At 73.3% G+C, this 26,950-nt stretch carries 24 protein-coding genes; 11 read left to right on the top strand and 13 right to left on the bottom strand.

Annotated features, from left to right (window positions below):
- The first annotated feature begins 172 nt into the window (after nucleotides 1–172).
- On the top strand, nucleotides 173–823 hold the full coding sequence (locus ACZ58X_RS34695) for a GNAT family N-acetyltransferase (protein WP_470337548.1): 651 nt from the start codon (nucleotides 173–175) through the stop codon (nucleotides 821–823).
- 103 nt (nucleotides 824–926) lie between these two features.
- Here the strand turns inward: ACZ58X_RS34695 and ACZ58X_RS34690 are convergent, their stop codons facing one another.
- Nucleotides 927–1,418: a hypothetical protein gene (locus tag ACZ58X_RS34690; protein ID WP_470337547.1), complete on the bottom strand. Its 492-nt coding sequence runs from the start codon at nucleotides 1,416–1,418 to the stop codon at nucleotides 927–929.
- 40 nt (nucleotides 1,419–1,458) lie between these two features.
- On the bottom strand, nucleotides 1,459–2,661 hold the full coding sequence (locus ACZ58X_RS34685; RefSeq protein WP_470337546.1) for an 8-amino-7-oxononanoate synthase: 1,203 nt from the start codon (nucleotides 2,659–2,661) through the stop codon (nucleotides 1,459–1,461).
- Between the two features lie 354 nt (nucleotides 2,662–3,015).
- Between ACZ58X_RS34685 and ACZ58X_RS34680 the strand changes: the two genes are divergently transcribed.
- From ACZ58X_RS34680 to ACZ58X_RS34670, 3 genes are all read left to right on the top strand, one after another.
- Entirely contained in the window at nucleotides 3,016–3,765 is a 750-nt protein-coding gene (locus ACZ58X_RS34680) for a hypothetical protein (RefSeq protein WP_470337545.1), read from the top strand.
- Nucleotides 3,758–4,498 (top strand): hypothetical protein, encoded by a 741-nt coding sequence (locus ACZ58X_RS34675; protein WP_470337544.1) that lies wholly within the window; start codon nucleotides 3,758–3,760, stop codon nucleotides 4,496–4,498. The genes ACZ58X_RS34680 and ACZ58X_RS34675 overlap by 8 nt, the downstream gene beginning before the upstream one ends.
- A 96-nt stretch (nucleotides 4,499–4,594) precedes the next feature.
- Complete coding sequence (locus tag ACZ58X_RS34670; protein WP_470337553.1) at nucleotides 4,595–7,087, top strand: DEAD/DEAH box helicase; 2,493 nt, start codon at nucleotides 4,595–4,597, stop codon at nucleotides 7,085–7,087.
- A gap of 95 nt (nucleotides 7,088–7,182) precedes the next feature.
- Here ACZ58X_RS34670 and ACZ58X_RS34665 read toward each other — a convergent pair whose 3' ends face one another.
- The gene (locus ACZ58X_RS34665) at nucleotides 7,183–8,055 is read right to left on the bottom strand and encodes a hypothetical protein (protein WP_470337543.1); all 873 of its coding nucleotides are present in this window, start codon (nucleotides 8,053–8,055) and stop codon (nucleotides 7,183–7,185) included.
- A gap of 238 nt (nucleotides 8,056–8,293) precedes the next feature.
- Here ACZ58X_RS34665 and bioB point away from each other — a divergent pair, with 238 nt between their 5' ends.
- The 4 genes from bioB (at nucleotide 8,294) to ACZ58X_RS34645 (ending at nucleotide 12,123) form a co-directional block, all read left to right on the top strand.
- Nucleotides 8,294–9,532 carry a biotin synthase BioB gene (bioB, locus tag ACZ58X_RS34660; protein ID WP_470337542.1) on the top strand — a complete coding sequence of 413 codons (1,239 nt, stop codon included), beginning with the start codon at nucleotides 8,294–8,296 and terminating at the stop codon, nucleotides 9,530–9,532.
- Nucleotides 9,533–9,562: 30 nt separating this feature from the next.
- The gene (locus ACZ58X_RS34655; protein ID WP_470337541.1) at nucleotides 9,563–10,867 is read left to right on the top strand and encodes an adenosylmethionine--8-amino-7-oxononanoate transaminase; all 1,305 of its coding nucleotides are present in this window, start codon (nucleotides 9,563–9,565) and stop codon (nucleotides 10,865–10,867) included.
- Nucleotides 10,864–11,604, top strand: a complete 741-nt coding sequence (gene bioD, locus ACZ58X_RS34650; RefSeq protein ID WP_470337540.1) for a dethiobiotin synthase — start codon at nucleotides 10,864–10,866, stop codon at nucleotides 11,602–11,604. The genes ACZ58X_RS34655 and bioD overlap by 4 nt, the downstream gene beginning before the upstream one ends.
- 72 nt (nucleotides 11,605–11,676) lie before the next feature.
- Nucleotides 11,677–12,123, top strand: a complete 447-nt coding sequence (locus tag ACZ58X_RS34645; RefSeq protein ID WP_470337539.1) for a hypothetical protein — start codon at nucleotides 11,677–11,679, stop codon at nucleotides 12,121–12,123.
- A 306-nt stretch (nucleotides 12,124–12,429) separates the two neighbouring features.
- Here the strand turns inward: ACZ58X_RS34645 and ACZ58X_RS34640 are convergent, their stop codons facing one another.
- Nucleotides 12,430–12,903 carry a hypothetical protein gene (locus ACZ58X_RS34640; RefSeq protein ID WP_470337538.1) on the bottom strand — a complete coding sequence of 158 codons (474 nt, stop codon included), beginning with the start codon at nucleotides 12,901–12,903 and terminating at the stop codon, nucleotides 12,430–12,432.
- Nucleotides 12,904–13,122: 219 nt separating this feature from the next.
- Between ACZ58X_RS34640 and ACZ58X_RS34635 the strand changes: the two genes are divergently transcribed.
- Together ACZ58X_RS34635 and ACZ58X_RS34630 are read left to right on the top strand one after the other, a co-directional pair.
- Nucleotides 13,123–14,433 carry a serine/threonine-protein kinase gene (locus ACZ58X_RS34635; protein WP_470337537.1) on the top strand — a complete coding sequence of 437 codons (1,311 nt, stop codon included), beginning with the start codon at nucleotides 13,123–13,125 and terminating at the stop codon, nucleotides 14,431–14,433.
- A 501-nt stretch (nucleotides 14,434–14,934) separates the two neighbouring features.
- Nucleotides 14,935–17,763: an AfsR/SARP family transcriptional regulator gene (locus tag ACZ58X_RS34630; RefSeq protein WP_470337536.1), complete on the top strand. Its 2,829-nt coding sequence runs from the start codon at nucleotides 14,935–14,937 to the stop codon at nucleotides 17,761–17,763.
- Here the strand turns inward: ACZ58X_RS34630 and ACZ58X_RS34625 are convergent.
- The 3 genes from ACZ58X_RS34625 to ACZ58X_RS34615 all read right to left on the bottom strand — a co-directional run bounded on the left by ACZ58X_RS34625 (nucleotide 17,747) and on the right by ACZ58X_RS34615 (nucleotide 18,974).
- Complete coding sequence (locus tag ACZ58X_RS34625) at nucleotides 17,747–17,956, bottom strand: hypothetical protein (RefSeq protein ID WP_470337535.1); 210 nt, start codon at nucleotides 17,954–17,956, stop codon at nucleotides 17,747–17,749. The genes ACZ58X_RS34630 and ACZ58X_RS34625 overlap by 17 nt on opposite strands.
- Nucleotides 17,957–18,212: 256 nt before the next feature.
- Entirely contained in the window at nucleotides 18,213–18,602 is a 390-nt protein-coding gene (locus ACZ58X_RS34620; RefSeq protein WP_470337534.1) for a hypothetical protein, read from the bottom strand.
- 120 nt (nucleotides 18,603–18,722) lie between these two features.
- Nucleotides 18,723–18,974 (bottom strand): hypothetical protein, encoded by a 252-nt coding sequence (locus ACZ58X_RS34615; RefSeq protein ID WP_470337533.1) that lies wholly within the window; start codon nucleotides 18,972–18,974, stop codon nucleotides 18,723–18,725.
- A gap of 192 nt (nucleotides 18,975–19,166) precedes the next feature.
- On the opposite strand from ACZ58X_RS34615, the gene ACZ58X_RS34610 reads away from it, so the two are divergent.
- Nucleotides 19,167–20,621: an aminopeptidase P family protein gene (locus ACZ58X_RS34610; RefSeq protein WP_470337532.1), complete on the top strand. Its 1,455-nt coding sequence runs from the start codon at nucleotides 19,167–19,169 to the stop codon at nucleotides 20,619–20,621.
- An 88-nt stretch (nucleotides 20,622–20,709) separates the two neighbouring features.
- On the opposite strand, the gene ACZ58X_RS34605 is transcribed toward ACZ58X_RS34610, so the two are convergent.
- The 6 genes from ACZ58X_RS34605 to ACZ58X_RS34580 all read right to left on the bottom strand — a co-directional run bounded on the left by ACZ58X_RS34605 (nucleotide 20,710) and on the right by ACZ58X_RS34580 (nucleotide 26,950).
- On the bottom strand, nucleotides 20,710–21,156 hold the full coding sequence (locus ACZ58X_RS34605) for a GNAT family N-acetyltransferase (RefSeq protein WP_470337531.1): 447 nt from the start codon (nucleotides 21,154–21,156) through the stop codon (nucleotides 20,710–20,712).
- 254 nt (nucleotides 21,157–21,410) lie between these two features.
- A complete protein-coding gene (locus ACZ58X_RS34600; protein ID WP_470337530.1) occupies nucleotides 21,411–22,082 on the bottom strand; it encodes a class I SAM-dependent methyltransferase in 672 nt (223 codons plus the stop codon).
- Between the two features lie 30 nt (nucleotides 22,083–22,112).
- On the bottom strand, nucleotides 22,113–23,381 hold the full coding sequence (locus ACZ58X_RS34595) for a sugar ABC transporter permease (RefSeq protein ID WP_470337552.1): 1,269 nt from the start codon (nucleotides 23,379–23,381) through the stop codon (nucleotides 22,113–22,115).
- Between the two features lie 71 nt (nucleotides 23,382–23,452).
- Entirely contained in the window at nucleotides 23,453–24,232 is a 780-nt protein-coding gene (locus ACZ58X_RS34590) for an ATP-binding cassette domain-containing protein (protein WP_470337529.1), read from the bottom strand.
- Between the two features lie 65 nt (nucleotides 24,233–24,297).
- Nucleotides 24,298–25,428 carry a sugar ABC transporter substrate-binding protein gene (locus ACZ58X_RS34585; protein ID WP_470337528.1) on the bottom strand — a complete coding sequence of 377 codons (1,131 nt, stop codon included), beginning with the start codon at nucleotides 25,426–25,428 and terminating at the stop codon, nucleotides 24,298–24,300.
- 136 nt (nucleotides 25,429–25,564) lie between these two features.
- A complete protein-coding gene (locus ACZ58X_RS34580; RefSeq protein WP_470337527.1) occupies nucleotides 25,565–26,950 on the bottom strand; it encodes a sensor histidine kinase in 1,386 nt (461 codons plus the stop codon).

Below are 26,950 nucleotides of genomic sequence, written 5' to 3'. Positions count from 1 at the left end.
GGAGGGAGTCCATGCGGTGGGGGCACCTCCCGGCCGAAGGCTGGGGGCCATCGGCGACTGACGACAACGCGGCGAGGTGCGTGCCCCGGCGTCGCACGCCCGGCGGGAATTGTCAGACACGCCCTAGGCTGACGGGCCTGACGATCATCGACCACGACGGGACGGATGCGTGATGGGTACGCGGGGGCTGGCGGAGATCCTGGCGGACGCGGCGGGCGGCGTGTTCCCGCCGCCGGACGGCTCGGTGACGGTGGTGCCCCAACCCTCGCCGCGCGAGGCCGGGGTGGTCTCCTTCGCCGCGCACGCCGTGGTCTTCACCGACCAGGACCCGGACTGGGTGCGCGCCGCCCTCGCCGCCGCCCCGGGCGACCCGCTGTCCGTCCCGCTCTGCCCGCCCTTCCTCACCGCCTTCGCCGGGCGAACCGGGCGGATCGTCAACAACATCGACCTGCTCACCGTCGCCGACCGTCTCCCGGGCGGGCCACCGCTGCCGCTCAGCCCGGTCGAGGACCGCGAACACCCGCGCGTGGTACGGGCGTTGCGCTACCGCGAGGACGTCCGGGTGTACGAGGCCGACGGCGGCGTGCTCATCCTGGGCCGGGGCGTGGCCGGCCGCTGGGAGTCCGCCGTCGAGGTCGACCCGCACGCCCAGGGCCGGGGCCTGGGCCGCGCTCTCGCCACCGCCGCCCGCCACCTGTTGCCGGAGGGCGAGGTCGTCTGGGCCCAGCAGGCCCCCGGCAACGCCCCCAGCGTCCGCGCCTTCCAGGCCGCCGGCTACCGCCCGGTCGGTGCGGAGGCCCTGTTGGTCCTCGGGCAGCCGTAGCGCGCGAGTCCGCCACCGCGGTGTCCGCGACGCCCTCGCCGGGCAGCCGGCCGTCCCGCCCCGGATCGAGCAGCCCCCGGCGTGGCCCTCCCGGCGCGGCGGCTCAGCCGTCCACCCGCTCCGCGCGCATCGACACGACCCGGTCGGCCCCGGGGTCGTACCCGATCATCGGGCAGTCGTCGTAGCCGCCCTCGGCGTACATCACCACCGGCTTGCCCAGCCGCCGCCCGATCGCGGTCAGGAACGCGCAGAGGACGTCCAGGCGCTCCTGTCCCTGGATCTCCCGGAGCGAGACGTCGAAGTCGATCGCCTCGGCCGCGTAGAACCGGAAGATCGCACACACCTGCGCGGTCGGCCGCACCACCAGGCTCGGGCAGTCCGCGTCGTCCGGGCGCGCCAGCACCGTCCCGGCCGCCGGGAGCGGCCGGACGGTGTCGCCATCGTGGTACTCGTGTGCCCAGCCCCGTTCCCGGACGAGGTCGAGCAGCGCCTGCCAGTCGGCCGCCGTGGTGCCGTCGATGACCACGTCCGGCAGCGTCCCCCCGTCGCTCGGGTCGAACATGTACGCCACGTCGTCCCAGCTCAGATCGGCCATCCCGCCCTCCTGCCCGCTGTCGCCCCCGGCCGCCGAGCGGTCATGCGCTCCGGGCTCCCGCCGGGGCCAGGTCGGCGATGGTGCGGACGGCGTCGGCGATCTGCTGGTCCGTGAGGTCCCCGCGGGCGGTCAGGCGCAGGCGGGAGATGCCGTCCGGGACGGACGGGGGCCGGAAGCAGCCCACGGCGAGGCCCGCGCGCAGGCAGTCGGCGGCCCAGGCGACCGCGGCCTCCGGGCCCGGGGCGCGGACCGAGACCACGGCCGCGTCGGGTGCGCAGGCGTGCAGGCCGGCGGCGGTGAGGCGGGCGGAGAGCGTGCGGGCGACCTCGCGGGCGCGGTCGGCGCGCTCCGGTTCGGCGCGCAGCAGGCGCAGCGCGGCGAGGGCGGCGCCGGCGGCGGCCGGGGCGAGGCCGGTGTCGAAGATGAAGGTGCGGGCCGTCTCGGTCAGGTGCCGGATGACCCGGCGCGGGCCGAGGACGGCGCCGCCCTGGGAGCCGAGCGACTTCGACAGGGTGACGGTGGCGACGGTGTCCGGCTGCCCGGCCAGTCCGGCGGCCGCCAGTGCGCCGCGCCCGCCGGGGCCGAGCACCCCCAGCCCGTGGGCGTCGTCCACCAGCAGCGCGGCCCCGCCGGCCCGGGCGGCCTCGGACAGTGCGCGCAGCGGCGCCGCGTCGCCGTCCACCGAGAACACCGAGTCGCTGACCACGAGGGCCCGCCGCTGTTCCCGCGCAGCCAACACCTCGGCGACCGCCGCCGGGTCGCTGTGCGGGGCCCGGTGGACGTCGGCGCGGGCCAGCCGGCAGCCGTCGATCAGCGAGGCGTGGTTGTAGGCGTCGGAGACGATCAGGGTGTCCGGGTCGGTCAGCGCGGTGAGGGCGGCGAGGTTGGCCGTGTACCCGGAGGAGAACACCAGCGCGGCCTCGACCCCGCAGAACTCGGCGAGCTCCCGCTCCAGTTCGGTGTGCAGCGCGGTCGTCCCGGTCACCAGCCGGGACCCGGTCGCCCCTCCGCCCCACCGCCGCGCGGCCTCCGCCGCGGCCCCGGTCACCGCCGGGTGCCTGGTCAGCCCCAGGTAGTCGTTGCCCGCGAGGTCCAGCACCGCGTCCTCCGCGCGCCGGCTGCGCAGCGTGCGGGTCAGCCCGGCGTCGGCGCGCAGTGCGGCGGCCTCGTCGAGCCAGTCGAAGACGTGTGCGGGGGCGGGCCCGGCGGCGGGGCGGGGCTGGGAGGCGAGGGGGTGGGCCATGCCCGGCACTCTGGCACGGGCGGCGAGAGCGGGGCAATGTGCGACTCCGCACAGCTTGGACGGTGTTTCTTGTCGCCGTCCATGCGGTGTTCACCGGGGGTGAATAGCGAAAATGCCGAATCGCCCGTTCCGTATTCTCATTCGACCGTTTCCACCGGATTCGCCGACGGAGCTTCGATGATTTCGGTACGCTCCGTGCCTATCCACTTGGAGGGACCGCCCTGTGGCGAACTTCGAATTCGATCGTCGAATGAATCCCGAACTCTTAGCCGGACCGGGCGATTCACCCGGGGCAACGAATCGACTATTCCCGGCCCGGGCCCTGGCAACCCCGATACGGACGGAAAACTGAACATGCCCGACGTCCCGTACTTCGTTCCGAATCCGCTCGACGCCCCGCGCCCGCCCCAGCGGCGCTGGGTGCCCTGGTCGGCGGGGGTCCTCGGGGTGGCCCTCATCGCCGGGAGCGTGCTCTGGGTGTGGCGGCCGTGGCGGTCGCTGGAGATCCCGCGCAGCGCCTGCTGGTCGACGCTCTCCGGGACCGACCTGAGGCCGCTCACCGGCGCGTACGGAAAGGTGTCGGAGGTCGGGCCACACCCCCGGCTCCAGACGCCGACCTCCCCGGAGGAGACCGAGATCCGCAGCAACGCGTGCCGCCTCTCCTGGCAGGGCGACGACGGCCGCCAGGGCAAGTTGCTGGCCGTGCGGGTGGATCCGGCGTGGAGCGGCATCGACGCCGATCGCGCCCAGGACGCCTCGCGCAACCGCCGGGCCACCCCGCTCGACGGCGGGCCCGGCGCCGCGTGGCTGGCCACGGCCGACGGGAGCCACCGGGTCCGACTGTACGTGCGGTGCGACTTCCAGGTCCCCGCCGCGAGCGACCCCGCCAAGCGCAAGGCGCCCCCGTACTTCCGGGTCGACGTGGGGAGCGACGGGGTCTACGCCGACCCGGCGGCGAAGGGCCGTCAGGCGTACGGCGACATCGCGTTGAAGGTCGCCCGGGCCGCCGCCGCCGAGTACCGGTGCAGCAACCGGGTCCAACTGCCCGACGCCGCGCCCGCGATGCCCGATCTGGTGCAGGGGAAGGAGAAGGCCGATGGCTGAGCGCTCGCACCGACGCGTGCTCCCGGTCGCCCTCGGCACGGCGGTGCTGGCCGCCGGTCTCGGCGGCGGGTTCTGGTGGTGGCGGTCCACGCTGGCGGTCGACGTCCCGCAGGGCGCCTGCTGGAGCGCCTTCACCCACGAGGACCTCGCGGCGCTGTCCGGCGAGGGTCACCGGGCGGTGGTCTGGGAGGGCAGCGAGCAGCTCGGCGCCCGGGACGCCCAGGCCGATCCGGTCTGCGCGGTGGACTGGGCGGGCGACGACGCCCGGAGCCACTGGGTCGCGAAGATCGAGGTCGCGCACGCGGACGAACGGTTCCTCCGGGCGAAGAGCGACGCGGAGGCCTCCGGCTGGGAGCCGGACCGCCCCGCGCAGCTGGAGTTCGGCGCCGGCGCGCAGGGCTGGCTCTTCCACGACGGCACGGTGCAGCTGCTGCTCCGCTGCGATCCCCCCGCCGCCGCTGCCCCCACGGCCACTGCCGCCCCCGCCGCACCCACTCCCACTGCCGCCCCCGCCGCACCCACTCCCGCCCCCGCCGGCAAGCCCGGCAGCGCCCCGCTCCCGTACCGCAAGATCACGATCACCGGCGACCGCGGCTCCGCCCGGACGCCCGCCGCCAGGGTCCACCAGATCCGGGTGGACGCCGCGCTGCGCACCGCGCGGGAACTGGTCCGTGCCCAGGGCTGCGCGAACGACCCCCGGCTGTCCGGGCAGTCCCCCACCGCGCCGTTCTGACCCCGGCGGCCCGCACCGAGCCCGGCGCCCCGCCGCCGGGCTTTGCCGGGGGTGGCGGCGAGCAGGCAAGATAGCCCGGTGACCCTCCTTGATCTGATGCCGAAGCCCGCCACTCCCGATGCGCTGTACGAGACCTTCGCGGCCTGGGCGGAGGAGCGCGGGATCACGCTGTACCCGGCGCAGGAGGAGGCGCTGATCGAGCTGGTCTCCGGGAACAACGTCATCCTGGCGACGCCGACGGGCTCGGGAAAGAGCCTGGTGGCGGCGGGTGCGCACTTCGCGGCGCTGGCGGAGGGGCAGCGGACCTTCTACACGGCGCCGATCAAGGCGCTGGTGTCGGAGAAGTTCTTCGACCTGGTGAAGATGTTCGGCACCGAGCAGGTCGGCATGATGACGGGTGACGCCAGCGTCAACCCGACCGCGCCGATCATCTGCTGCACGGCCGAGGTGCTGGCGCAGATCGCGCTGCGCGACGGTACCCGGGCCGACATCGGCCAGGTCGTCATGGACGAGTTCCACTTCTACGCCGAGCCGGACCGCGGCTGGGCCTGGCAGATCCCGCTGCTGGAGCTGCCGCAGGCGCAGTTCCTGCTGATGTCGGCGACGCTGGGCGACGTGCGCCGGTTCGAGGAGGACCTGACCCGCCGCACCGGCCGGCCGACCACGGTGGTGCGCAACGCGACCCGCCCGGTGCCGCTGTTCTACGAGTACCGCCGCACCACCATGCACGACACCCTGGAGGAGCTGCTGCAGACCGGCCAGGCACCGGTCTACGTCGTGCACTTCACCCAGAAGGAAGCGGTGGAGCGGGCCCAGTCGCTGATGAGCATCAACATGTGCTCGAAGGCGGAGAAGGAGGCCATCGCCGACCTGATCGGCGGCTTCCGCTTCACCACCAAGTTCGGCCGCAACCTGTCGCGTTTCGTCCGCCACGGCATCGGCGTGCACCACGCGGGCATGCTGCCGAAGTACCGCCGACTGGTCGAACGCCTCGCCCAGGCGGGCCTGTTGAAGGTGATCTGCGGGACGGACACGCTCGGCGTCGGCGTCAACGTGCCGATCCGCACGGTGCTGTTCACCGCCCTGTCCAAGTACGACGGCCAGCGCGTGCGCATCCTGCGCGCCCGCGAGTTCCACCAGATCGCCGGGCGCGCGGGCCGGGCCGGCTTCGACACCGTGGGCCAGGTCGTGGCCCAGGCGCCGGAGCACGTGATCGAGAACGACAAGGCGATCGCCAAGGCCGGGGACGACCCGAAGAAGAAGCGCAAGGTGGTGCGGAAGAAGGCGCCGGAGGGCTTCGTCGGCTGGACGGAGGAGACCTTCGACAAGCTGATCGGCGCCGACCCGGAGCCGCTGGTCTCCCGGTTCAAGGTGAGCCACGCCATGCTGCTGTCGGTGATCGGCCGCCCGGGCAACGCCTTCGAGGCGATGCGCAAGCTGCTCACCGACAACCACGAGGACAAGGCGGCCCAGCGCCGCCACATCCGCACCGCGATCGCCATCTACCGCTCGCTGCTGGAGGGCGGCGTGGTGGAACGGCTGCCGGAGCCGGACGCCGAGGGCCGGATCGTCCGCCTGACCCTGGACCTCCAGGAGAACTTCGCGCTCAACCAGCCGCTGTCCACCTTCGCACTGGCCTCCTTCGAACTGCTCGACCCGACCTCCCCCGCGTACGCGATGGACGTCATCTCGGTGGTCGAGGCGACCCTCGACGACCCGCGCCAGATCCTCGCCGCCCAGCAGAACAAGGCGCGCGGCGAGGCCGTCGGCGAGATGAAGCGGGACGGCATCGAGTACGAGGAGCGGATGGAGCGGCTCCAGGAGATCACCTACCCGAAGCCGCTGGAGGAGCTGCTCACCCACGCGTACGAGGTGTACCGCCGGGCGCACCCGTGGATCGGCGACCACCAGCTCCAGCCGAAGTCCGTGGTGCGCGACCTGTACGAGCGGGCGATGACCTTCTCGGACTACGTCGGCTTCTACGAACTGGCCCGCACCGAGGGCATCGTGCTGCGCTACCTGGCCGGTGCGTACAAGGCGCTGGAGCAGACCGTCCCCGAGGACGTGAAGACCGACGACCTCAAGGACGTCATCGCCTGGCTCGGCGAGCTGGTCCGCCAGGTCGACTCCAGCCTGCTGGACGAGTGGGAGCAGCTGGCCAACCCGACCGAGGCGGCCACCGCCGAGGTCACCCTGGACGACAAGCCGGCGCCGGTGACGGCGAACGCCCGGGCGTTCCGGGTGCTGGTGCGCAACGAGATGTTCCGCCGGGTGGAGCTGTGCGCCCTGGAGCACTGGAACGAACTCGGCGAGCTGGACGGCGAGTACGGCTGGGACGCGGACCGCTGGGCGGACGCCATGGACGGCTACTGGGACGAGTACGACGACCTGGGCACCGGTCCGAACGCGCGCGGCCCGAAGATGCTGATCATCGAGGAGGAGGACTCCGCCTGGAAGGTCCGGCAGATCTTCGACGACCCGGAGGGCGACCACGACTGGGGCATCAGCGCCGAGGTCGACCTGTACGGCTCGGACGAGGAGGGCCGGGCCGTGGTGCGGGTGACGGCGGTGGACCGGCTCGGCGGCTGACCTCGGCGGCTGACCTCGGCGGGTGATGTCGGAACGGCCAGGGGCCCGGCGCGCAGTCCGCGCCGGGCCCCTGGCCGTTCGTCACACCGCTGCGGCTACATCCAGACGAACGGCTGCCCCGCCACGTAGGACAGCGCGCGGGTGGCCTCGTCCAGGTTCGGTTCGCCGCCGGTGCCCGAGGCGCCGGGCGCCGGGGTGGTCGTCGCGGGGGCGCCCGGGGCGGGGGTGCCGGCCGGACGGGCGTCGCCGGCGCGGGAGCTGGTGACGGTCACGTAGTGGCCGACGGCCTCGATCCGCGGTTCGCCGCCCGGCTTGGCACCGCCGGACTGCGCGGGCGCGATGTTGGTGTCGGCGAGCATGAAGGCGACCACGCCGGGCTTGCCGCGCAGAGTGTCGGCGGCCCTGGCGGCGGCGGCCTGGTCGGCGAAACGCAGCAGGGTGACGCTGCTGCGCACCGGGCGGTCGACGCCGGTAAAGCTGACGATCAGGTAGGCCTGGCAGCCGCTGTCCTTGAGCAGCTCCTGGGTACGGTCCTGGAGCACCTCGTCGCACTTCTCACCCTGCCGGATGCCGCCGCGCCGGGCCTTGTAGCCGGCGACCTCGACCGGGCGCTGGGCGGGGAAGAGGTTGTCGGCGTTGAGGCCCTCGGGGTCGGTGGTGGGCGGTGGGGAGCCCACGACGGGGGGCGTGCGGGCGGAGTCCGCCTTGGACGGGCCCAGGCCGGGTATGTAGTCGCCGGGCGTCGGGCTGGTGATGATCCATCCGCCGGCCGCGACCACGCCGACCATCACGACCCAGCCGACCGCCCGGCGGGCGGTGAGCCGCCGGCCGCGCCTGCGGTCCGCCGCCGCGGCGACCGCGGTGCCCCCGGTGCCGACGGCCTCGCCGGCTCCCCCGCCGGTCCGCTGTCCTGCCCGGCCGTCCTGGCCCTCTCCCGGAGTCGGGGTGCGCTCCCCCTGCGTGGTCATGGCGCAGATTCTAAGCACCCGCCGAGTGGCGCTGGTCACGGGGTCGGGGGCTTGTCGATCTTCGCCCGCCCCGCCTCCGACCTACCCGCCGGTAACCGCCCTGCGGCGCCGCCGTCAAGCGCGTGACCAGCGCCGACGCCGTGAGCTTCGACACTGTGGCAATCGGCACATCCTTCCGGGGATCTTCTGGTGGGTTTGCTCTGGCGCCATTCGAGCGCCAGCAGGCAGGATCGGCCCCATGGATCTGCTCGATACCCTCACCGCCAAGGGCCTGCGCGGCGAAGTCCCGACCCGCGAGGAGGCCCTGGCCGTCCTCGCCACCACCGACGACGAGCTGCTCGACGTGGTCGCCGCGGCCGGCAAGGTGCGCCGCCGCTGGTTCGGCCGCCGGGTCAAGCTCAACTACCTGGTGAACCTCAAGAGCGGGCTCTGCCCCGAGGACTGCTCCTACTGCTCCCAGCGGCTCGGGTCCAAGGCCGAGATCCTCAAGTACACCTGGCTCAAGCCGGACCAGGCCGCCGACGCCGCCCGCGCCGGGGTGGCCGGCGGCGCCAAGCGGGTCTGCCTGGTCGCCAGCGGCCGCGGCCCGACGGACCGTGACATCGACCGGGTCACCGACACCATGGCCGCCATCAAGGACGCCGACCCCGAGGTCGAGATCTGCGTCTGCCTCGGCCTGCTGTCGGACAACCAGGCCGAGCGGCTCAAGGCGGCCGGCGCCGACGCCTACAACCACAACCTCAACACCTCCGAGAACACCTACGGGACCATCACCAAGACCCACACCTACGCGGACCGGGTCGACACGGTGCAGAAGGCGCACGGCGCCGGCCTGTCCGCCTGCTCCGGCCTGATCGCCGGCATGGGCGAGACCGACGAGGACCTGGTCGACGTGGTGTTCGCGCTGCGCGAGCTCGGCTCGGACTCCGTCCCGGTCAACTTCCTCATCCCCTTCGAGGGCACCCCGCTCGCCAAGGAGTGGAACCTCACCCCGCAGCGCTGCCTGCGCATCCTGGCGATGGTCCGCTTCGTCAACCCCGACACCGAGGTGCGGATCGCCGGCGGCCGCGAGGTCCACCTGCGCACCATGCAGCCGCTCGGCCTGCACATCGCCAACTCGATCTTCCTCGGCGACTACCTGACCAGCGAGGGCCAGGCCGGGCAGGCCGACCTCGACATGATCAAGGACGCGGGCTTCGAGGTCGAGGGCGCCGGCGAGGCCACCCTGCCCCGCCACCGCGCCGACGTGGCCGCTGCCGCGGCCTCCGGCTCGGGGTGCGGCACCGCGGCCTCGGCCTGCGGCAGCGGCGGCGGCTGCGGGCCGTGCGGCGGGCACGAGCACCCGCCCCTCGGCGGGACCGCCCCGGTCGGCGAGAGCGCTCCGGCCGCCCCGGAGAGCCCGAACGACGAGCTGCGCGACGACCTGGTCAAGGTCCGCCGCCGCGGCGCCGGCACCGAACTCGCGCCCAACGCCTGACCCTCCAGCACACCCCGGAGAGACCCCACCATGACCCAGCTGTCCGCGGACACGCTGCTCGCCCTCGACCGGGCGCACGTCTGGCACCCGTACGGGCCGATGCCCGGCACCGTCACCCCGTACGTGGTCGAATCCGCCTCGGGCGTCCGCCTGCGCCTGGCGGAGCCCGTCGCGGGCGGGCGGCGCGAACTGGTCGACGGCATGTCCTCCTGGTGGGCGGCGATCCACGGCTACCGGCACCCGGTGCTGGACGAGGCGGTGCGCGAGCAGCTGGGGCGGATGAGCCATGTGATGTTCGGCGGGCTCACCCACGAGCCCGCCGTCCGGCTGGCCGCCCGCCTGGTCGAGATCACCCCGGAGCCGCTCCAGCACGTCTTCCTCGCCGACTCCGGCTCGGTCGCGGTCGAGGTCGCGATGAAGATGTGTCTCCAGTACTGGCAGTCCACCGGGCGGCCCGAGAAGCGCCGACTGCTGACCTGGCGCGGCGGCTACCACGGCGACACCTTCCACCCGATGTCGGTCTGCGACCCCGACGGCGGGATGCACCACCTGTGGGGCGGGGTGCTGCCCGGGCAGCTCTTCGCCCCCCAGCCCCCGGCCGGCCTCGACGCCCCGCTCGACCCCGAATACGCCGCGCAGTTCGAGGAGTTGATGGTCCGTCACGCCGACGAGCTGGCCGCCGTCATCGTCGAACCGGTGGTCCAGGGTGCGGGCGGGATGCGGTTCCACTCCCCCGCCTACCTGCGGATGCTGCGCGAACTCTGCGACCGGCACGGCGTGCTGCTGGTCTTCGACGAGATCGCCACCGGCTTCGGCCGCAGCGGCGCCCTGTTCGCCGCCGACCACGCGGGCGTCTCCCCGGACGTGATGTGCCTCGGCAAGGCGCTCACCGGCGGCTACCTCACGCTGGCCGCCGCGCTGTGCACCGGCGAGATCGCCGACGGCATCAGCCGCGGCGAGATGCCCGTCCTCGCCCACGGCCCGACCTTCATGGGCAACCCGCTGGCCTGTGCGGCCGCCAACGCCTCGCTGGACCTGCTGCTCGGGCAGGACTGGGCAGTCGAGGTCAAGCGCATCGAGGGCGGGCTGCGGGACGGCCTCGCGGCGGCGGCCCAGGTGCCGGGCGTGAGCGACGTGCGGGTCCAAGGGGCCATCGGCGTCGTGCAGTTGGACCATCCGGTGGACGTCCCGGCGGCCACCGAGGCGGCGGCCCGCGAGGGCGTCTGGCTGCGCCCCTTCCGGGACCTGATCTACACCATGCCCCCCTACGTGACGGAGGACCAGGACGTGGCACGCATCGCTGCCGCAGTGACCGCCGCGGCGGTGGCCGGATGACCGCGCGCATCCTGTTCGTGACCGGCACCAACACGGACGTCGGCAAGACCGTCGCCACCGCGGCCCTCGCCTCGGCCGCGCTGCACGACGGCCGGAAGGTCGCCGTGCTCAAGCCCGGACAGACCGGCGTCGCGCCGGGCGAGCCCGGCGACGCCGCCGAAGTGCGGCGCCTGGCAGGCGAACTGACGATCCGTGAGCTGGTGCGCTACCCCGAGCCGCTGGCCCCCGACACCGCCGCCCGGCGGGCCGGGATGCCCTACCTCTCCCCCGCCGAGGTGGTCGCGTCCGTACGGGACCTCGCCGCCACCCATGACCTGGTGCTGGTCGAGGGCGCGGGCGGGCTGCTGGTCCGCTACGACGGCCAGGGCCGCACGCTCGCCGATCAGGCCCGGGCCGTCCTGGACGCCGGACTCCCGGCCGAAGTCCTCCTCATCGCGTCCGCCGGACTCGGCACCCTCAACATCGTCTCGCTCACCGCCGAGGCCCTGGCCGCCCGCGCACTCCCGCTCACCGGCGTCGTCGTCGGCTCCTGGCCCGCCGAGCCCGGCCTCGCCGAACGCTGCAACCTCGCCGACCTGCCCCGCTCCGCCGGCGCCCCGCTGCTCGGCGCCCTACCGGAACGGGCGGGCGCCGCCGAGGACTTCGCGGCCCTCGCCGTCGCCTCCCTGGCCCCCGAGCTGGGCGGCCGCTGGAACGCGGAGCACTTCGCACACGTCCACCGGCCGGAACGGCCCTGACTTCGCTCGATGGAGTGATCCTGGTGCCCGAATTGCAGATTCGGGCACCGGATGCTCAATAGCGTTGCCCGCATGACAGACGGGCTGAGCATGGACGAGGCCCTCCGGGCCTTGGCCGCCCTGGAGGCGGCCTGGAAGGACGACGACGAGGCGCTGGTCGCCCTCGCGACGGGCGCGACCGGGGAACGGTCGCTGCCGGCGCTGGTCGCCGCGTACGGCGAGCACGCGATGGACACGCTGATGGCCCTGGCCTTCGGGCTGCGCTCCAGCATGAGCGACGAGGAGATCGCCGAGCTCTCGGACGCCGTCAGCGCCAACATCGGCGCCCGGATGAGCGCCCTGCTCACCCAGACCCTCAAGGCCTGGGGCACGGTCACCGCCGCCGACGACCTCACCGTCACCAAGGTCATCGCCCACACCGTCATCGACGCGATGCGGGCCGTGACCGAGGACCCCAACAAGACCGAGGTGCTGCCCCTGCTGGCCACCTTCCGCAACTACGCCCTCAACGGCGTCTGAGGAGGCGAAAGGCGGTGCGGCTTCGAGACCCTCGAATCCGCGCCGCCTCGCGAAAGCACTCGAGAAGCGTTCGAGACCGTGACACCATGGGCCGCATGACAACGAACCGAAAGGTCCATGCCGCGTAACCGGCCGGGACACGTTCGGGCCGGCCTCCCGCGCCGGCACCCGGAGCAGACGACCGCGCCCGTCATCAACGGGCTGTCCCCGCGCATGCTGTCCGAGATCTCTCGCCTTGAACGCACCCGCAACTACCTCGATCACCTCTCGTTCCCACCACCACCAGCCCGACCATGAAGAACGGGCTCAGCGGTGCTCGGTGGCAGGGCCGAAGCAGGCGACCAGGAAGCACAGCACCGCGACGACCGCGGCGACGATCGGGCCCGCCTGCATGGAAGGGGCGAACGCCCCGGCGTCCTGCAGCACCTTGTGGAACTGCACCAGCGAGCCGATCGCGGCACCGGCCACCCCGGCCGCCAGGAGCAACCCCAGACCGGCCAGGCGGACTTCCCGCGTGAGCAGGCGCAGCACGGACAAGGCGACCAGGGCCAGGCCGATCCACTGCAAGGCACCCATCCAGATGTCGGCGCCGTTGGTCAACTCCCCGACCCACCGAGGGCTGTTCAGGAAGTCGAAGCCGGACCACTCCAGGCTGCCGCTCTCCCCGCCGTAAGAGGCCCACGGCAGCGCCAGCGAGCCGACGGCCCCACCCGCGAGCAGCAACACCGCCACGGCATTGGCCCGGGAACCACCGGAACGAGAGTGCGCAGGCGCGGTCATGCCACCGAGGATCCGCCGACCACCGTAGACGGTCAAGGCTTTGAGCGCGGGCTCCGAGCAGCACTCGAAGCCCGCGCCGCTGGTACTCCAGCAGGAACCTTCGCATGTGTCCTGGCCAATGACGGGGGACCGCTTGTGCCGATCGTGCTTCACGACCACGTGTCGCTCTGCGAGGATCTGTCACCGGTGGTGGGTCCTTGACGGGAGAGTAGGGAGCAGATGAAGCCGCTACGGGAGGGGGATCCGCGTTCTGCGGGCCCGTACCGGTTGGAGGGACGGCTCGGCACGGGCGGGATGGGGGAGGTGTTTCTCGGTCGCTCGCGCGGGGGCCGGCCGGTTGCGGTCAAGCTCGTACATGCGGACCTGGCCCAGGACGAGGAGTTCCGCCGACGGTTGAGGCTGGAGGTCGAAGCCGCCCAGAGGGTCGGTGGGTTCTACACGGCGCAGGTTGTCGGGGCCGATCCCGATGCAGACCCGCCGTGGATGGCCACCGCCTACATTGCGGGGCCCTCTCTGAGGGAGGCCCTGCGGGCACACGGCCCCCTGCCTGTCCCGGTCGTCGGTGCGATCGGCGCGGGGCTGGCCGAGGGACTTGCCGCCATCCACAGCGTTCAGCTGGTGCACCGTGATCTCACCCCAGCGAACGTGATCCTTGCCGAGGACGGCCCGAGGATCATCGACTTCGGCATCGTCCGCGCGCTCGACGCGGCTGGAGCGGTCCTGAGCACCCGGCCCATCGGGACTCCGGGGTTCATGTCTCCCGAGCAGGTGACCGGCGCCCGGATCGGCCCGGCCAGTGACGTGTTCTCCCTGGGTGCGGTACTGGCGTTCGCGGCCACTGGCCGAGGGCCGTTCGGCACTGGGCAATTGGAGGCAGTGATCTATCGCGTCGTGCACGGTGAGCCCGATCTGGCCGGCGTCCCTTGGCAGTTGGCTGGTCTGGTCGCCGCGTGTCTGGCCAGGAACCCGGCGGACCGGCCTGCCATCGCCGAGATCCTCGACCAACTCGCCGCACCCGCCCTCCCGACCGGTCACTGGCTCCCACCGGACGTCACCGCGCTGATCGACAGGCATCGGGCGACCGTTCCGGACCCGGACCCCCGACCGGCGCCGCTCGCACCCCCACCTCCGACGGTCCCCCCGCCGGCCAGGGACGCCGCACGGCGACAGCCTCGATTCAGCGCCGCCGTCCGCAAGTTGGCCGACGAGCACCAGGTGAACCTGAGGGCCGTCCAAGGCACCGGACCTGACGGAATGATCCGCGAGCAGGACGTCGTCGCTGCCGTGAGGGCGAAGCACGGTGTCTACGCCACCGTCGCGGCCCGGGACTTCGCGCGGAAGCACAACATCGACCTGACCAAGGTCGCGGGAACCGGCAAGCACGGACTGATCCTCGTCCAGGACGCGCATGGCGCTGTCCAGCGCACGAGCAGCCGACCGAACAACAGCGGCGGCGGAGGCTGCGCACTGCTGTTGACGCTGCCGATGATGCTGCTGATCGGCATGCTCCTATCGCGGACGGTTCAGTGACCCCACCCAGGCGATGGCGCCGGCGGCGACTACGGTCGCATACCCCTGCGGAGGCCGACGACCCAGCCGCTCCTCTCTGTTGCCAACTCCACACCAGAAGCAGCCAATTGTGCCTGGCATCGGAAGAGGTTCACGAAGAGCAGCACCTTGATCGGCGGGTTCCCCGCCTACATCGAGCACGAGCGCAAACCCACCGCGCTCCGGATCCACGAGCTGAACGTCATCCCTGGATTCGGGGAGCCTGGATGGTCTCCCTCGAACCGTCCAACGGGGCAATGTGGAGCGCGATGACGAAACCAAGATCCGCTCTCTCTCGAGGACTTACGATTGGTTGCAGGTCCAGGCGCTCTCCTGCACGGACTCGCTCGCCCATATCCGCAACCGCCTCGAGGAGTTGCACACCATGATCCCCGCCGCGACCGTCAAGCCCCGTTCCGGCTCCGTCTGATTCCGTCGTCCCACAAGGGGAACGCCATGCGGCCAGGTGCCGATCCAGCTCCGTTGGAGTTCGCCTTACTCGGTGCGTTGCGGGTGCAGCGCGCCGGTACGACCATCGAGCTGGGGGCGCCTCGGCAGCGGGCGGTGCTGGTCGCGCTCCTCCTGCGGCCGAACTCCGTCGTGGCGATCGACCAACTGACCGACGACTTATGGGGCGACGAACCGCCCGGATCTCCCGTCGTCGCCCTCCGCTCGTACATCTCGCAACTGCGCAAACTCCTTGAGCCAGTCCGCGAGAAGCCTTCCCTCCTGCTCTCGCAGTCCGGTGGCTACCGGATCGCGGTCGATCCGGACTGCATCGACCTCTGGCGCGCCAGGCAGCTCCACGAACTCGCCGGGAAGCACCCGCAGCAGGCCCAGGCCCACCTCTCCGCAGCCCTCTCCCTCTGGCGCGGCGAGCCGCTCGCCGACCTCCCCGGCCCCCTCATGGAACGCGAACGCCAGCGCCTCTCCGAGCTCCGCCTCACGCTCCAGGAGGAGCGTTTCGCCCTCGACCACTCCCCCGGCCGGCTGCCGGAGTTGGAGGCGCTCGCCGCTGAACACCCCTTCCGTGAAGGCCTCCAGGCCCTCCTCATCCGCAACCTCCACCGCAGCGGCCGCACCGCCGAGGCCCGCGCCGTCCACGACGCCCTCCACGCCCGCCTGGTCGAGCACCTCGGGATCGAGCCCGGGCCCGAGATCACCACCCTGCGCCACGAGCTGGACCCGGACCAGCTCCCCTCCTCCCCCGCCCACTTCACCGGCCGACAGGCCCACGTCGCCGACATCGCCCGTGCCCTGACCGACCGCACCGCCACCCGCACCGGCCTGCGCCTGGTCACCGTCACCGGCATGGCCGGCGTCGGCAAGACCGCCCTCGCCGTGCGCGCCGCCCACGCCCTGCGCCCGGACTTCCCCGACGGCCGTCTCCACGCCGACCTCCGGGGTGCGGACCTCGTCCCCGCGAGCGCCTCCGACGTCCTCGCCGACTTCCTGACCACCCTGGGCATCCGCCCGTCCGCCGTGCCCCAGGACCTCGCGGGCCGGTCCGCCCTCTTCCGCACCGTCACCACGGGCAAGCGGCTGCTCATCCTGCTCGACAACGCCCGTGACGACGCCCAGCTCCAGCCCCTGCTGCCCGGCTCCTCCGACTGCGCCGTGCTCGTCACCAGCCGTACCGCGCTGCCCGGCATCCCCTCCGTCCTGCGCATCGCCCTGGACGTGTTCAGCGGGCAGGAGGCGGTCGACCTGCTCGACTCCGTCATCGGCACCGTCCGCCGGTCGGCCCAGCGCGACCAGTCCGAGCTGCTGGTCGAGGCCTGCGGCCGACTGCCCCTGGCCGTACGGATCGCCGCGGCCCGGCTGGCCGCCACTCCCGACCAGCCGATCGCCGAGCTGGTCCGGCTCCTCGCCGAGGACCGCGAGGGCATCCCCGCCATCGAGCAGGTCTTCCAGCTCAGTTACCGGCTCCTGCCACCGCCCCTGGCCACGGCCTTCCGGCTGCTGTCCTGGGTGGAGCCGGACATCGGCCTGGCCTCGGCGGCCGCCGTCCTCGACCTTCCCGAGCACCGGGCGGAGCACCTCGCGGAGGCCCTGGTGGACCAGGCGCTGCTGGAGTCGACGGGCCCCGGCCGCTACCGCTTCCACGACCTGGTACGGGCCTTCGCCCGCCGGACGTCCCTGCACCTCGACCCGACCGAACGCAGCACCGCCCACCAGCGCCTGCTGGCCCTGCTCCTCGCCCACGCCCGTACGGCCTTCGCGCTGGCCGTCCCCGGGGATCCGGTCGCCGACGTCTTCGGTGCACCGGCTCCCCATCCGGTCTTCGCGGACCTGCCGGCGGCCCGCCGCTGGGCCCGGTCCGAGACGCCCGCCGCCGTCGCGCTCGCCGCAGCCCTCGCCACCCTCAACCCGGACTCAGCGACCCTGCGGTCGGCCGTCGACGTGCTGATCGCCCTCTCGCCCCTCGGCCTGGGTGCCTTCGCCGGGCGGGCGGAGGAGGCGGCCCGCCTCCTCGTCGCCGTCGCGCTCCAGAGCGGCGACCGCGCCGCCGAGGGCCGTGCCCGGTTCCTCCTCGGCACCGTCCTGCTGGGCCGGGCCCGCCTCGACGAGGCCGCCGAGCAGGCCCGCCGCGCGGCCCTGGCCTGCCAGGAGGTGGACGACCCGGCCGTACTCCGGCAGGCCCTCAACGACCTGGGCCTGATCGCCCAGGCCCAGGCCCGGCACGAGGAGGCGATCGCCGCCTTCGACGAGGCCGCGGCCCTCGCCCGCCGTCTCGGCCACCGTTCGGGCGCGGTGGCGAGCACCGCGAACGCGGCGCTGTCCCGGGTCCGCAGCGGTCACGCCGACGAGGCCGCGAACACCTGCCGCCGGCTGCTGTCCGAACCGGGCGACGCCGACGCCGCGATGACCGCCTACGTGCACTACGTCCTCGGCCTCGCCCACCAGGAGCTGGGCCAACTCGACCACGCCGCCACCCAGTTGCGTTCCTGCGTCGACCACGCGGGCCACGCCGGGGACCAGGACCGCGAGTCGGCGGCCCGGAGCCGGCTGGCCGAGGTGCTGCGCCTGCTCGGGCGGGTCGAGGAGGCCGTCGCCGAGGCGACCCGGGCCCTCCGGCTCGCCACGCTCGGTGGGCGACAGCGCGAACGCGCTCTCGCCCACCTGGTGTTGGCCCATGCGGTGACCGCCCGCGGCGACCACCCCGGCGCCCGCACTCACGCGGCTGAGGCGCACCGACTGCTCAGCGGCCTGGGTGCCCCGGAGTCGGCCGACGCCCGGTCGCTGCTGACGGCCCTGGCCACCGCCGCCGGATCGGTCACCCCCGCCGGATCGGTCACCTCTGCCAGATGATCAGCCCCGTCCCGTTCCAGGCGACCCTGCTCGCCAGGCACTGCACGTCCGCCGACCCCCCGCAGGCCGACGGCGGTGCGGCCGGCGAGCCGTGCCGTACGGGATCCCCCGCCGTCACGGCGAACAGCCCGGACACCCCCGCCAACACCACCACACCGACAACCGCGGTACGGGCCACCATGGTTCGCAACACTTCCCGGCTCCTTGCTCACGTGGGACTCAAGCGCCCGCACGTTCGCAGCAACCGGTAGACAGCCGGTCAACACCCCGCCCCCACGGCCTCCGGACGGACGTTGGCAGTCCGTCTACCGCCCGCCGTGATCATTGAGCCCGGCACCGGGCCGCACCCGAGGCGTCAGGGATTCCCCGCCCTGACGCCTCAGCGGCCCGCTCCCAGCCGCCTGCTCTGGACGGCCTCCGCCCAGCGACCTCCGCTCAGTGGCCTCCGCTCAGTGGCCTTCCTCGACCGGGAACGCCCCGGTGGCCCAGTGCAGCCGTGCCGGTCCGCTGCTCGGCCGGTCGTGGTGCAGGTGGCGGCGGCCCTCGCCGAGCGTGCCGAGGTCGAGCGGGGCCAGGGTGCCGACGGCCAGGGCGGTGGACTCCTGGCCGGTCAGCGGCACGACCGTCAGGTAGGAGGCGTCGTCACCGCCCGACCAGTCGGTGAACTCGGTGCGGATCCAGCCGAACCGCTGCGCGCAGGCCAGGCAGCGGCGGATGGACACCGAGAAGTGCGGGTCGGCCACCACCGCCGCCTCGTACGCGAAGCCCTCCCGCTGACGCGCCCACACCGCCTCCGGGTCCTCGCCGTAGCACTCCGCGCAGCCGAACCCTCCGCTCACCCCGGTCCTTCCGCTCACCCCGGCCGTTCCGCTCACCCCGGCACCCTTCTCTCGTCGCGCTGCTCGGTACGGGCCTGGCCGGTGCTGGCCGGCCGGGCCCGCCGTCCAGCCTACAAACGCTCAGCCCCAGTTGCCGACCACCGGGAGGTCGCCGGTGTTGCCGAAGCGGTATGTGCTGGTGGTGCCGTCGACCTTGGACAGTACGAAGGTGGACGTCGCCCGGTGGTAGACGCCGATGGTGTCGGTGCCGGGGCCGTTCCAGTGGCCGGTCAGCGGGACGTCGTCCGGGTCGGTGAACGGCGGGGAGGTGCCGGAGCGGTCGGCACCGGGTCCGGGCCGCCGCAGGGGCGAGCGGCCCGGGCGTGCGCGCACAGCGGTCCTCCCCCCGCCGGGATGGTAGGCGATGTATGCGAACGGCCTTGGCCGGTTGCCGGATTCGGCACCGGCCCCTTCTCTTCGGACGCCGTTCGATATACGGTACACAACGCTTGTTACGCACCCGCGTACCAGGCAGGTCGGCGCGACGAGGCGCCGCATCTCCCCGCCCCCTCTGGAGAGTCCGCCGTGACCGAGCCCACCGAGCCCACCGAAGCCACCGAGACCATCAAGTACCGCAAGAACGGCCTCACACGCGGGGTGACCGAGGAGCTCGCCGAGAGCATGAAGCGCGGCTGGGCCGACACCGAGCGCCACGCCCTCGAAGCGATCCCGCAGGCCGCCCACACCGAGCGCCGCCGGGCCGCGCTGTCCGCCGCCTTCCCCGGCGAGCTGCTGGTGGTCCCGTCCGGCAACCCCAAGGTGCGGGCCAACGACACCGACTACCCGTTCCGCCCCTCCTCCGACTACGTCTACCTGACCGGCGACCAGTCCCAGGACGCCGTCCTGGTCCTGGAGCCCACCGGCGCGAGCGGCCACCGCGCGGTGCTCTACCTGCGCAACCGCTCCGACATCGAGAGCGGCGAGTTCTGGCTCGACAACCACGGCGAACTGTGGGACGGCCGCCGCAACAGCCTCGCCGAGAGCGAGAAGCTGTTCGGCCTGCCCTGCCGGGACGTCCGCACCGCGCACGCCGACCTGGCCGCGACCACCGCCCCGGTCCGGGTGCTGCGCCGGCACGACGCCGGGGTCGAAGCCGTCGTCGGCGGCCGCGCGAACCCCGAGTGGGACGCCGAGTTCGAGGTCTTCCTCTCCGGCATGCGGCTGGTGAAGGACGAGTTCGAGATCGCCCAGCTGCGCCACGCCTGCCGGGCCACCGCCCGCGGCTTCGAGGACGTGGTGCGCGTCCTGGGCACGGATGCCGCGACGCCGGAGCGCCTGATCGAGGGCACCTTCTTCGTCCGCGCCCGCCTGGAGGGCAACGACGTCGGCTACAGCACCATCGCCGCCGCCGGGCCGCACGCCACCACCCTGCACTGGGTGCGCAACAACGGCCAGGCCCGCCCCGGCGACCTGCTGCTGCTCGACGCCGGCGTGGAGACCGACGAGCTCTACACCGCCGACGTGACCCGCACCCTGCCGGTCTCCGGCCGCTTCACCGACATCCAGCGCAAGGTCTACGACGCGGTGCACGCCGCCCAGGAGGCCGGCATCGCCGCCGTGCGGCCGGGCGCGGACTTCCGCGACTTCCACCGCGCCGCCCAGCGTGAACTGGCCGAACACCTCACCGCCTGGGGCCTGTTCGGGGACCTCACCGCCGACAAGGTGTACGAGCTGGGCCTGCACCGCCGCTTCACCCTGGCCGGCACGGGCCACATGCTCGGCCTCGACGTCCACGACTGCGCCCACTCCCGCACCGAGGAGCACGTCGACGGCACGCTGCTGCCGGGCATGGTGCTCACCGTCGAGCCGGGCCTCTACTTCCAGCAGAACGATCTGACGGTGCCGGAGGAGTACCGGGGCATCGGGGTCCGGATCGAGGACGACATCCTGGTCACCGAGGGCGGCAACGAGAACCTTTCCGCCGACCTCCCCCGCGGCTCCGCCGAGGTCGAGGCCTGGCTGGCCGACCTGCGCGGCTGACGGCGCCGCGGCTGACGGCTCCACGACCGACGGCCGGGGTGGCCCGGGCCGGGGCACCACCGGGCCACCCCTGCGGCGGGCGCTGCCCCTAACCCGCCGCGCCCGCCAGGGGCTTGACCCAGCGGCTCCACTGCGGTTCGGGGTGGTAGCCGGCGGCCTGCCAGGTGCGGTGGCCGAGGGCGTTGTCGTCCAGCACCATCGCGTCGGCGCGCCGGCCGCCGAGCGCGGCGAAGCGCTCCTCCGCGGCGGCCAGCAGGGCGGCGCCGATGCCCCGGCGGCGGTGGTCCGGGTCGACGGCGAGGCGGTACAGGTGGCACCGCCAGCCGTCCCAGCCGGCGATGACGGTGCCGAGCGGGGTGGCCGGGTCGTCGGCCGCGGCGGCGACGATCAGGCACTCCCGGTCCCGGGCGAGCAGCGCGGCGACGCCCGCCTCGTCGTCGGTGATGCTGGCGCCCTTGGCGGCCCGGGCCCAGAGGGCGAGCAGGGCGGGGATCTCCTCGGGCAGGGCGGGGCGCAGCAGGATCTGTTCGGTCATGCCGGTCTGTCTAGGGCCCGTCTTCAAACCCCCGTCGTCCGCCCGGAGGGCGGGCGGGGCGGCGTTGGGGTGCGTGCATCGCAAGGCGGAGGAGGGAGTCCATGCGGAGCATCGGCGACCGACGACAACGCGGCGAGGTGCGTGCCCCGGCGTCGGCCCGCAGGCGGGGGTTTGAAGACGGGCCCTAGCAGGGAGTCCGGCCGGGCCGCCCGGAATTCCGGGTCGTGGACGGCTCCCGTGGGAGCGGCCGACGGTCAGCCGAGGCGCCACACCGTGGTGGTCTTGACCGAGGCGTCCTCCAGGTCCGCCACCACCGGCACCTGGTAGGCGGCCACCGCGGTGAACCGGTCCCGGGGCAGGTAGGCCCGGCCCGGGTCGCCGACGATGACGGTGGCGCCGCGGGCGGCGGCGCGTTCCAGGAAGGGCAGGAAGCGGGCGGCCATCTCCCGTTCGTAGAACACGTCGCCGGCCAGCACCACCTCGGCCGGGGCGCCGTCCCCGTCCACCAGGTCGACCAGTGCGCCGTCCACCCGCACGCCGTTGGCCTCGCCGTTCAGGCCGATGGCGGCGACCGCGTAGGCGTCGATCTCGGCGGCCCGCACCGGTGTCGCGCCGCGCAGCGCGGCCGCCACGCCGACCAGCCCGGAGCCGGCCGCGATGTCCAGCACGGCCCGCCCGTGGACCAGTTCGGGGTGGTCCAGCACGTAGCGCGCGACCGCGACCCCGCCGGCCCAGGCGAAGGCCCAGAACGGCGGCGGCAGTCCGGCCCGGCCGCGCTCGCGCTCGGTGGTCTCCCACAGCGCGATGGCGTCCTGCGCCATGTGCAGGTGGATCTCGGGCACGAAGGGGACGGGCGTCAGCTCGGTCTCCCGCAGGATGAACGCCTGATCGGTGTCCGGTCGATGAACTCGCAGCTCACTCGGCATGCCCGCAGCATAGGGCCCGCCGGGCCCCGCTCACGCCCGCCCGGCGGCCCGCTGGGTACGCCGGGCCAGCGAGTCGACCACGACGGCGGCCAGCAGCACCGCGCCGGTGATCATGAACTGGATGGCGTTGCTCAGGCCCTGGATGTTCATCCCGGACTGGATCGAGCCGATCACCAGCGCGCCCAGCAGTGCCGACCAGGTCTTGCCGCGCCCGCCGAACAGGCTGGTGCCGCCGATGACGGCCGCCGCGATGGCGTTCATCAGCAGGTTGCCACCGCCGGAGGTCTGGCTGGCGGACTGGATCTGCGCGGCCAGGAACAGGCCGCCGATCCCGGCCATGGTGGAGCAGATCGCGAAGACGCTGATCCGGATCCACGAGACGTTGATGCCGGCCCGGCGGGCGCCCTCGATGTTGCCGCCGAGCGCGAACACCTGGCGGCCGTACGTGGTGCGGCGCAGCACGAAGTCCAGCACCACGATGAAGATCAGGAAGATCAGCAGGGCCAGCGGCAGCCCCTTGTACTGGTTGAGGGTGTAGGCGGCGAGGAAGGCGATCACCGCCAGCAGCACGGTCCGCAGCACGATGTCGGCGACCGGCCGGGACGGCACGCCCGCGGCCTGCCGTCGTCGGGCGTCGACCAGCGACGCGAACAGGAACAGCAGCACGCCGACGGCCGCCGCGCCGTACGCGGCGATCTGCTGGCCGTAGATGGTGCTGTAGAGCCGGGAGACGATGTCCTTGCCGGAGAGGTTGACGGTGCCGCTGGCGCCGAGCACCTGGAGCATCAGGCCGTTCCAGCCGAGGTTGCCGGCCAGGGTGACGACGAAGGCCGGCACGCCGATCTTGGCGAAGAAGAAGCCGTGGATCGTGCCGACGATCGCCCCGCCGACGATCGCGGTGATCAGGGCGACCCACTGGTTGACGCCGTTGCTGACGTTCAGGACGGCGAAGATCGCCGCACACAGGCCGCTGACCGAGCCGACCGAGAGGTCGATCTCGCCGAGCAGCAGCACGAAGACCACGCCGATCGCGATCATGCCGGTGCCGACGATCTGCTGGGACAGGTTGGAGAGGTTCTGCGCGGACAGGAAGCTGCTGTTGAGGCTGCCGAACACCGCCCAGATCACGATCAGGGCCAGCACGACGGGCAGCGAGCCCAGTTCGCCGCTGCTCATCCGGCGGCGGAACTCGCCCAGGTAGCCCTTGACGCCCTCCTGGCGGACGATCAGCCGGGGGTCGACCGCCGGGGTGGCCTCGGGGGCGACCGGGACGGGTGCGTTGACGCCGCCGGTGGGCATGGAATCCTCGGGCAGCCGGGGGCGGTGGCGTCCGGGTTCGTCGCCGGGGGTGTTCCCGGGGGTGTGGTCGCTCACTGGGAACCCTCCTGGCCACGGGCCCTGCGCCGGGTCACGGCGTTGTCCGTGGCGCCGGTGATGGCCGAGATGATCTCTTCCTGGTTGGTGCTGCGCCGGTCGAAGACGCCGTTGTTGCGGCCGAGGCGCAGCACCGCGACGGTGTCCGCGACGGCCATCACGTCCGCCATGTTGTGGCTGATCAGGATGACGCCGTGGTCCTGCTCGCGCAGCCGCTCGACCAGGTCGAGGACCTGGGCGGTCTGCTCGACGCCGAGGGCGGCGGTCGGCTCGTCCAGCATCACGACCTTGGGCGAGCCGATCAGGGCGCGGGCGATGGCGACGACCTGGCGCTGGCCGCCGGAGAGCGAGGCGACCGGGATCCGCACGCTGGGGATGCGGATGGAGAGGGTGTCCAGCAGCGTCCGGGAGCGCTTCTCCATGGCGACCTCGTCGAGGATGCCGAAGCGCCGGATCTCGCGGCCGAGGAAGAGGTTCCCGACCACGTCGAGGTTGTCGCACAGAGCGAGGTCCTGGTAGACCGTGGCGATGCCCAACTGCTGGGCGTCCTGGGGCCGGTGGATGCTCACCGGTCGGCCCTGCCACTCGATGGCGCCGTCGTCGGGCTGGTGCACCCCGGCGATCGACTTGACCAGGGTGGACTTCCCGGCGCCGTTGTCGCCGACCAGGGCCAGCACCTCGCCGGTGCGCACCTCGAGTTCGATGTCGGTGAGCGCCTGGACGGCGCCGAACCGTTTGGAGACCCCGCGCAGGGCCAGTACGGTCTCACCTGGCACAGTGACCAACTCCCTTGCCCCGCCTCCGTGGTGGAGGCGGGGCGGTTCGGATTCCGGGCCGCCTACTACTGGAGGCCGGCGCTCTTGCAGGCGTCGGCGTAGTCCGGGGTGCAGATCTGGGCGACGGTGTAGAGGCCGTCCTGGACCACGGTGGTCTTGATGTTGTCCTTGGTGACGACGACCGGGGTGATCAGGTTGGCGGGCACCTTGTTGCCGCTGCCGTTGGTCACGGTGGTCGGGACGAGGCTGGCGTCCAGCGCCTTGCCGGCGGCCAGTGCGACGGCCATCTGGCCGGCGATGTCGGTCTCCGGCTTGAACGGCTTGTAGATCGTCATGGTCTGGGACCCGGCCACGATCCGCTGGATGCCGTCGAGTTGGGCGTCCTGCCCGGTGAGCGGGACGCTCAGGCCGGCCGCCTTGAGCGCGGTCGCGACACCCGCGGCCATGCCGTCGTTGGCCGAGTAGGCGCCGACCACGTTCGGCCCGCCGATCGCGGTGATCGCGGCGGCGGCCTCCTGGTTGGCGGTGTTCGGGTCCCACTGGGGGGTGTCGTACTCCTTGCCGACCTTGAGCTTGCCGTCGATGGCGCTGTGCGCGCCGGCCTTGAAGTCGGCCGCGTTGGGGTCGGTCGGCGAGCCGTTGATCATGAAGATCTCGCCCGCGTTCGCCTTGCCGCCGACCGCCGCGACCAGGGCCTGGCCCTGGAGCTCACCGACCTTGTGGTTGTCGAAGGACACGTACGCGTCGGCCGGGCCCTGGGCCAGCCGGTCGTAGGCGAGCACCTTGACGCCCGCGTCGTGGGCCTTCTGGACGGAGGACTGGATCGACTTGGCGTCCACCGCGTCCAGGATCAGCACCTTGTCGCCCTTGGTGAGGGCGGTGTCCACCTGGGTCTGCTGGAGGGTCGCGTCCTGGTTGGCGTTGTAGTAGTCGATCTGCGCGTCCGGCGCCAGTTCCTTGATCTTCTTCTCGATCAGCGGGCGGTCGAACTGCTCGTAGCGGGTGGTCTTGGTCTCCGGCAGCAGCAGACCGATCCGCACCGCGCCGACCGCGACCGTACCGCCTCCGCTCGCGGCGGCGGAGCCCGACGAACCGCCGCCCGACGAGGACTGCTTGGCGCTGCCGCAGGACGCCGCGCCGAGGCCGAGGGAAACCACTGCGGTCACCGCGAGGACGCGGCGGAGCCTGATGCTCATCGGGAAGCCTCTCCGATCGAATCCGCCCCCCTGCCCTCCGAGTCTGGGAAGCCATCAGCTCCTCCACGACCCAGGTGCGCCAAACGGGCGTGCCCGGGGCCGTCGGGCCGTGGCTCGTCGGCGCCCGGCGCGGTCGCTACACCCCCGCCAGCGGCAGCGCGGCGGTGAGCCGGGCACCGGCCTCCGTCGGGGTGACGGTGAGGGTGCCCCGGTGGTGGCGGGCGATGTCGCGGGCGATCGGCAGGCCCAGGCCGCTGCCGCCGTGGTCGCGGGAGCGGGCGTCGTCGAGGCGGGTGAAGCGTTCGAAGACCCGCTCCCGGTCGGCGGGCGGGATGCCGGGGCCGTCGTCCTCGACGTCCAGCAGGGCGAGGCCGCGCTCGGGGTCGGCGGCCAGCCGGACGTGCACGGTGGTGGAGGCGTGGCGCTCGGCGTTGTCCAGCAGGTTGGTGAGCAGCCGGCCGAGCCAGAGCGGGATGCCGTCGACGGCGATCCCGGGGGCGAGGTCGGTGGTGCGGCGGTGCGGGCCGGGCGGGCGGGCCAGCACGGTGGTGGCGACCAGTTCGGTGAGGTCGGTCCGCCGGCGCGGGCGGTCGTCGGTGCCGCCGGCGTCGAGGCGGGCGAGCAGCAGCAGGTCGGTGGCGAGGTTCTGCAGCCGGTCGGTGTCCTCCAGGGCGCCGTGCACCAGCTCGGCGCGGACCGCCGGGTCCGGGTGGGTGTCGGCGACCTCCAGCTGGGTGCGCAGCACGGCGAGCGGGCTGCGCAGTTCGTGCGAGGCGTCCGCGATGAACTCGCGCTGGCGGCGGCCGGAGGCCTCCAGCCGGTCGAGCATCGCGTTCATGGTGGCGGCGAGTCGGGCGATCTCGTCGGCGGTGCCCGGTTCGGGGACGCGGCGGTGCAGGTCCTGGCCGGTGATGGCGTCGACCTCGGCGCGGATCGCCTCCACCGGCCGCAGCGCCTGCCCGGTGACCTTCCAGGTGACCACCACCCCGGTGAGCAGCAGCAGCGGGCAGGCGACGGCGAGGCCGGCCTGGGTGATGTCCATGGCCTCGTCGGCGGCGCGCAGCGAGGCGCCCGCGTACACGGTGACCGGGCCGGTCGGGGTGTCGGCGGTGACGGCGGCGAGCCGCTGGCGGTGGTGCTCGTACAGCGGGTCGACGTCGTCGGTGGTGTGCGAGCCGGTCCGCCCGGCGGCGGGGAGGGCGGGGCGGCCGGCCAGGTTGGGGCTGGCCGCGAGGACGCCGCCGCGGGCGTCGACGACCTGGAGGAAGTCGGTGCCGTGCGCGGCGTGCAGGACGGGTGTCAGCCGTCCCTGGGCGGCGAGTTGGGCGACCGAGTCGGCCTGCTGCCGGGTGGCGGAGGTGGCGGAGGCGACCAGGTCGGCGCGGACGGCGGCGAGCAGTCCGGCCCCGGCCAGGACGAGGGCCGCGGCCAGCACCGTACCGGCGGCCGCGGTGGCCCGGGCACGCACCGTCCGGGGGACGAACCGGCGGAGCTGGGAAGGCAGTCGGCGGAGCCTGCGCAC

This window comes from Kitasatospora sp. NPDC040550, assembly GCF_055594965.1.
This window is presented reverse-complemented; position numbering and strand designations above follow the sequence as displayed.

What these genes read in the sequence shown, in the direction of transcription:
- ACZ58X_RS34585 (WP_470337528.1), bottom strand. Translation starts at nt 25,428, where the DNA reads ATGAGCATCAGGCTCCGCCGCGTCCTCGCGGTGACCGCAGTGGTTTCC.
- ACZ58X_RS34695 (WP_470337548.1), top strand. Translation starts at nt 173, where the DNA reads ATGGGTACGCGGGGGCTGGCGGAGATCCTGGCGGACGCGGCGGGCGGC.
- ACZ58X_RS34640 (WP_470337538.1), bottom strand. Translation starts at nt 12,903, where the DNA reads ATGACCGCGCCTGCGCACTCTCGTTCCGGTGGTTCCCGGGCCAATGCC.
- ACZ58X_RS34645 (WP_470337539.1), top strand. Translation starts at nt 11,677, where the DNA reads ATGACAGACGGGCTGAGCATGGACGAGGCCCTCCGGGCCTTGGCCGCC.
- ACZ58X_RS34690 (WP_470337547.1), bottom strand. Translation starts at nt 1,418, where the DNA reads ATGGCCGATCTGAGCTGGGACGACGTGGCGTACATGTTCGACCCGAGC.
- ACZ58X_RS34670 (WP_470337553.1), top strand. Translation starts at nt 4,595, where the DNA reads ATGCCGAAGCCCGCCACTCCCGATGCGCTGTACGAGACCTTCGCGGCC.
- bioB (WP_470337542.1), top strand. Translation starts at nt 8,294, where the DNA reads ATGGATCTGCTCGATACCCTCACCGCCAAGGGCCTGCGCGGCGAAGTC.
- ACZ58X_RS34600 (WP_470337530.1), bottom strand. Translation starts at nt 22,082, where the DNA reads ATGCCGAGTGAGCTGCGAGTTCATCGACCGGACACCGATCAGGCGTTC.
- ACZ58X_RS34680 (WP_470337545.1), top strand. Translation starts at nt 3,016, where the DNA reads ATGCCCGACGTCCCGTACTTCGTTCCGAATCCGCTCGACGCCCCGCGC.
- ACZ58X_RS34655 (WP_470337541.1), top strand. Translation starts at nt 9,563, where the DNA reads ATGACCCAGCTGTCCGCGGACACGCTGCTCGCCCTCGACCGGGCGCAC.
- ACZ58X_RS34685 (WP_470337546.1), bottom strand. Translation starts at nt 2,661, where the DNA reads ATGGCCCACCCCCTCGCCTCCCAGCCCCGCCCCGCCGCCGGGCCCGCC.
- ACZ58X_RS34635 (WP_470337537.1), top strand. Translation starts at nt 13,123, where the DNA reads ATGAAGCCGCTACGGGAGGGGGATCCGCGTTCTGCGGGCCCGTACCGG.
- ACZ58X_RS34665 (WP_470337543.1), bottom strand. Translation starts at nt 8,055, where the DNA reads ATGACCACGCAGGGGGAGCGCACCCCGACTCCGGGAGAGGGCCAGGAC.
- ACZ58X_RS34605 (WP_470337531.1), bottom strand. Translation starts at nt 21,156, where the DNA reads ATGACCGAACAGATCCTGCTGCGCCCCGCCCTGCCCGAGGAGATCCCC.
- ACZ58X_RS34595 (WP_470337552.1), bottom strand. Translation starts at nt 23,381, where the DNA reads ATGCCCACCGGCGGCGTCAACGCACCCGTCCCGGTCGCCCCCGAGGCC.
- bioD (WP_470337540.1), top strand. Translation starts at nt 10,864, where the DNA reads ATGACCGCGCGCATCCTGTTCGTGACCGGCACCAACACGGACGTCGGC.
- ACZ58X_RS34675 (WP_470337544.1), top strand. Translation starts at nt 3,758, where the DNA reads ATGGCTGAGCGCTCGCACCGACGCGTGCTCCCGGTCGCCCTCGGCACG.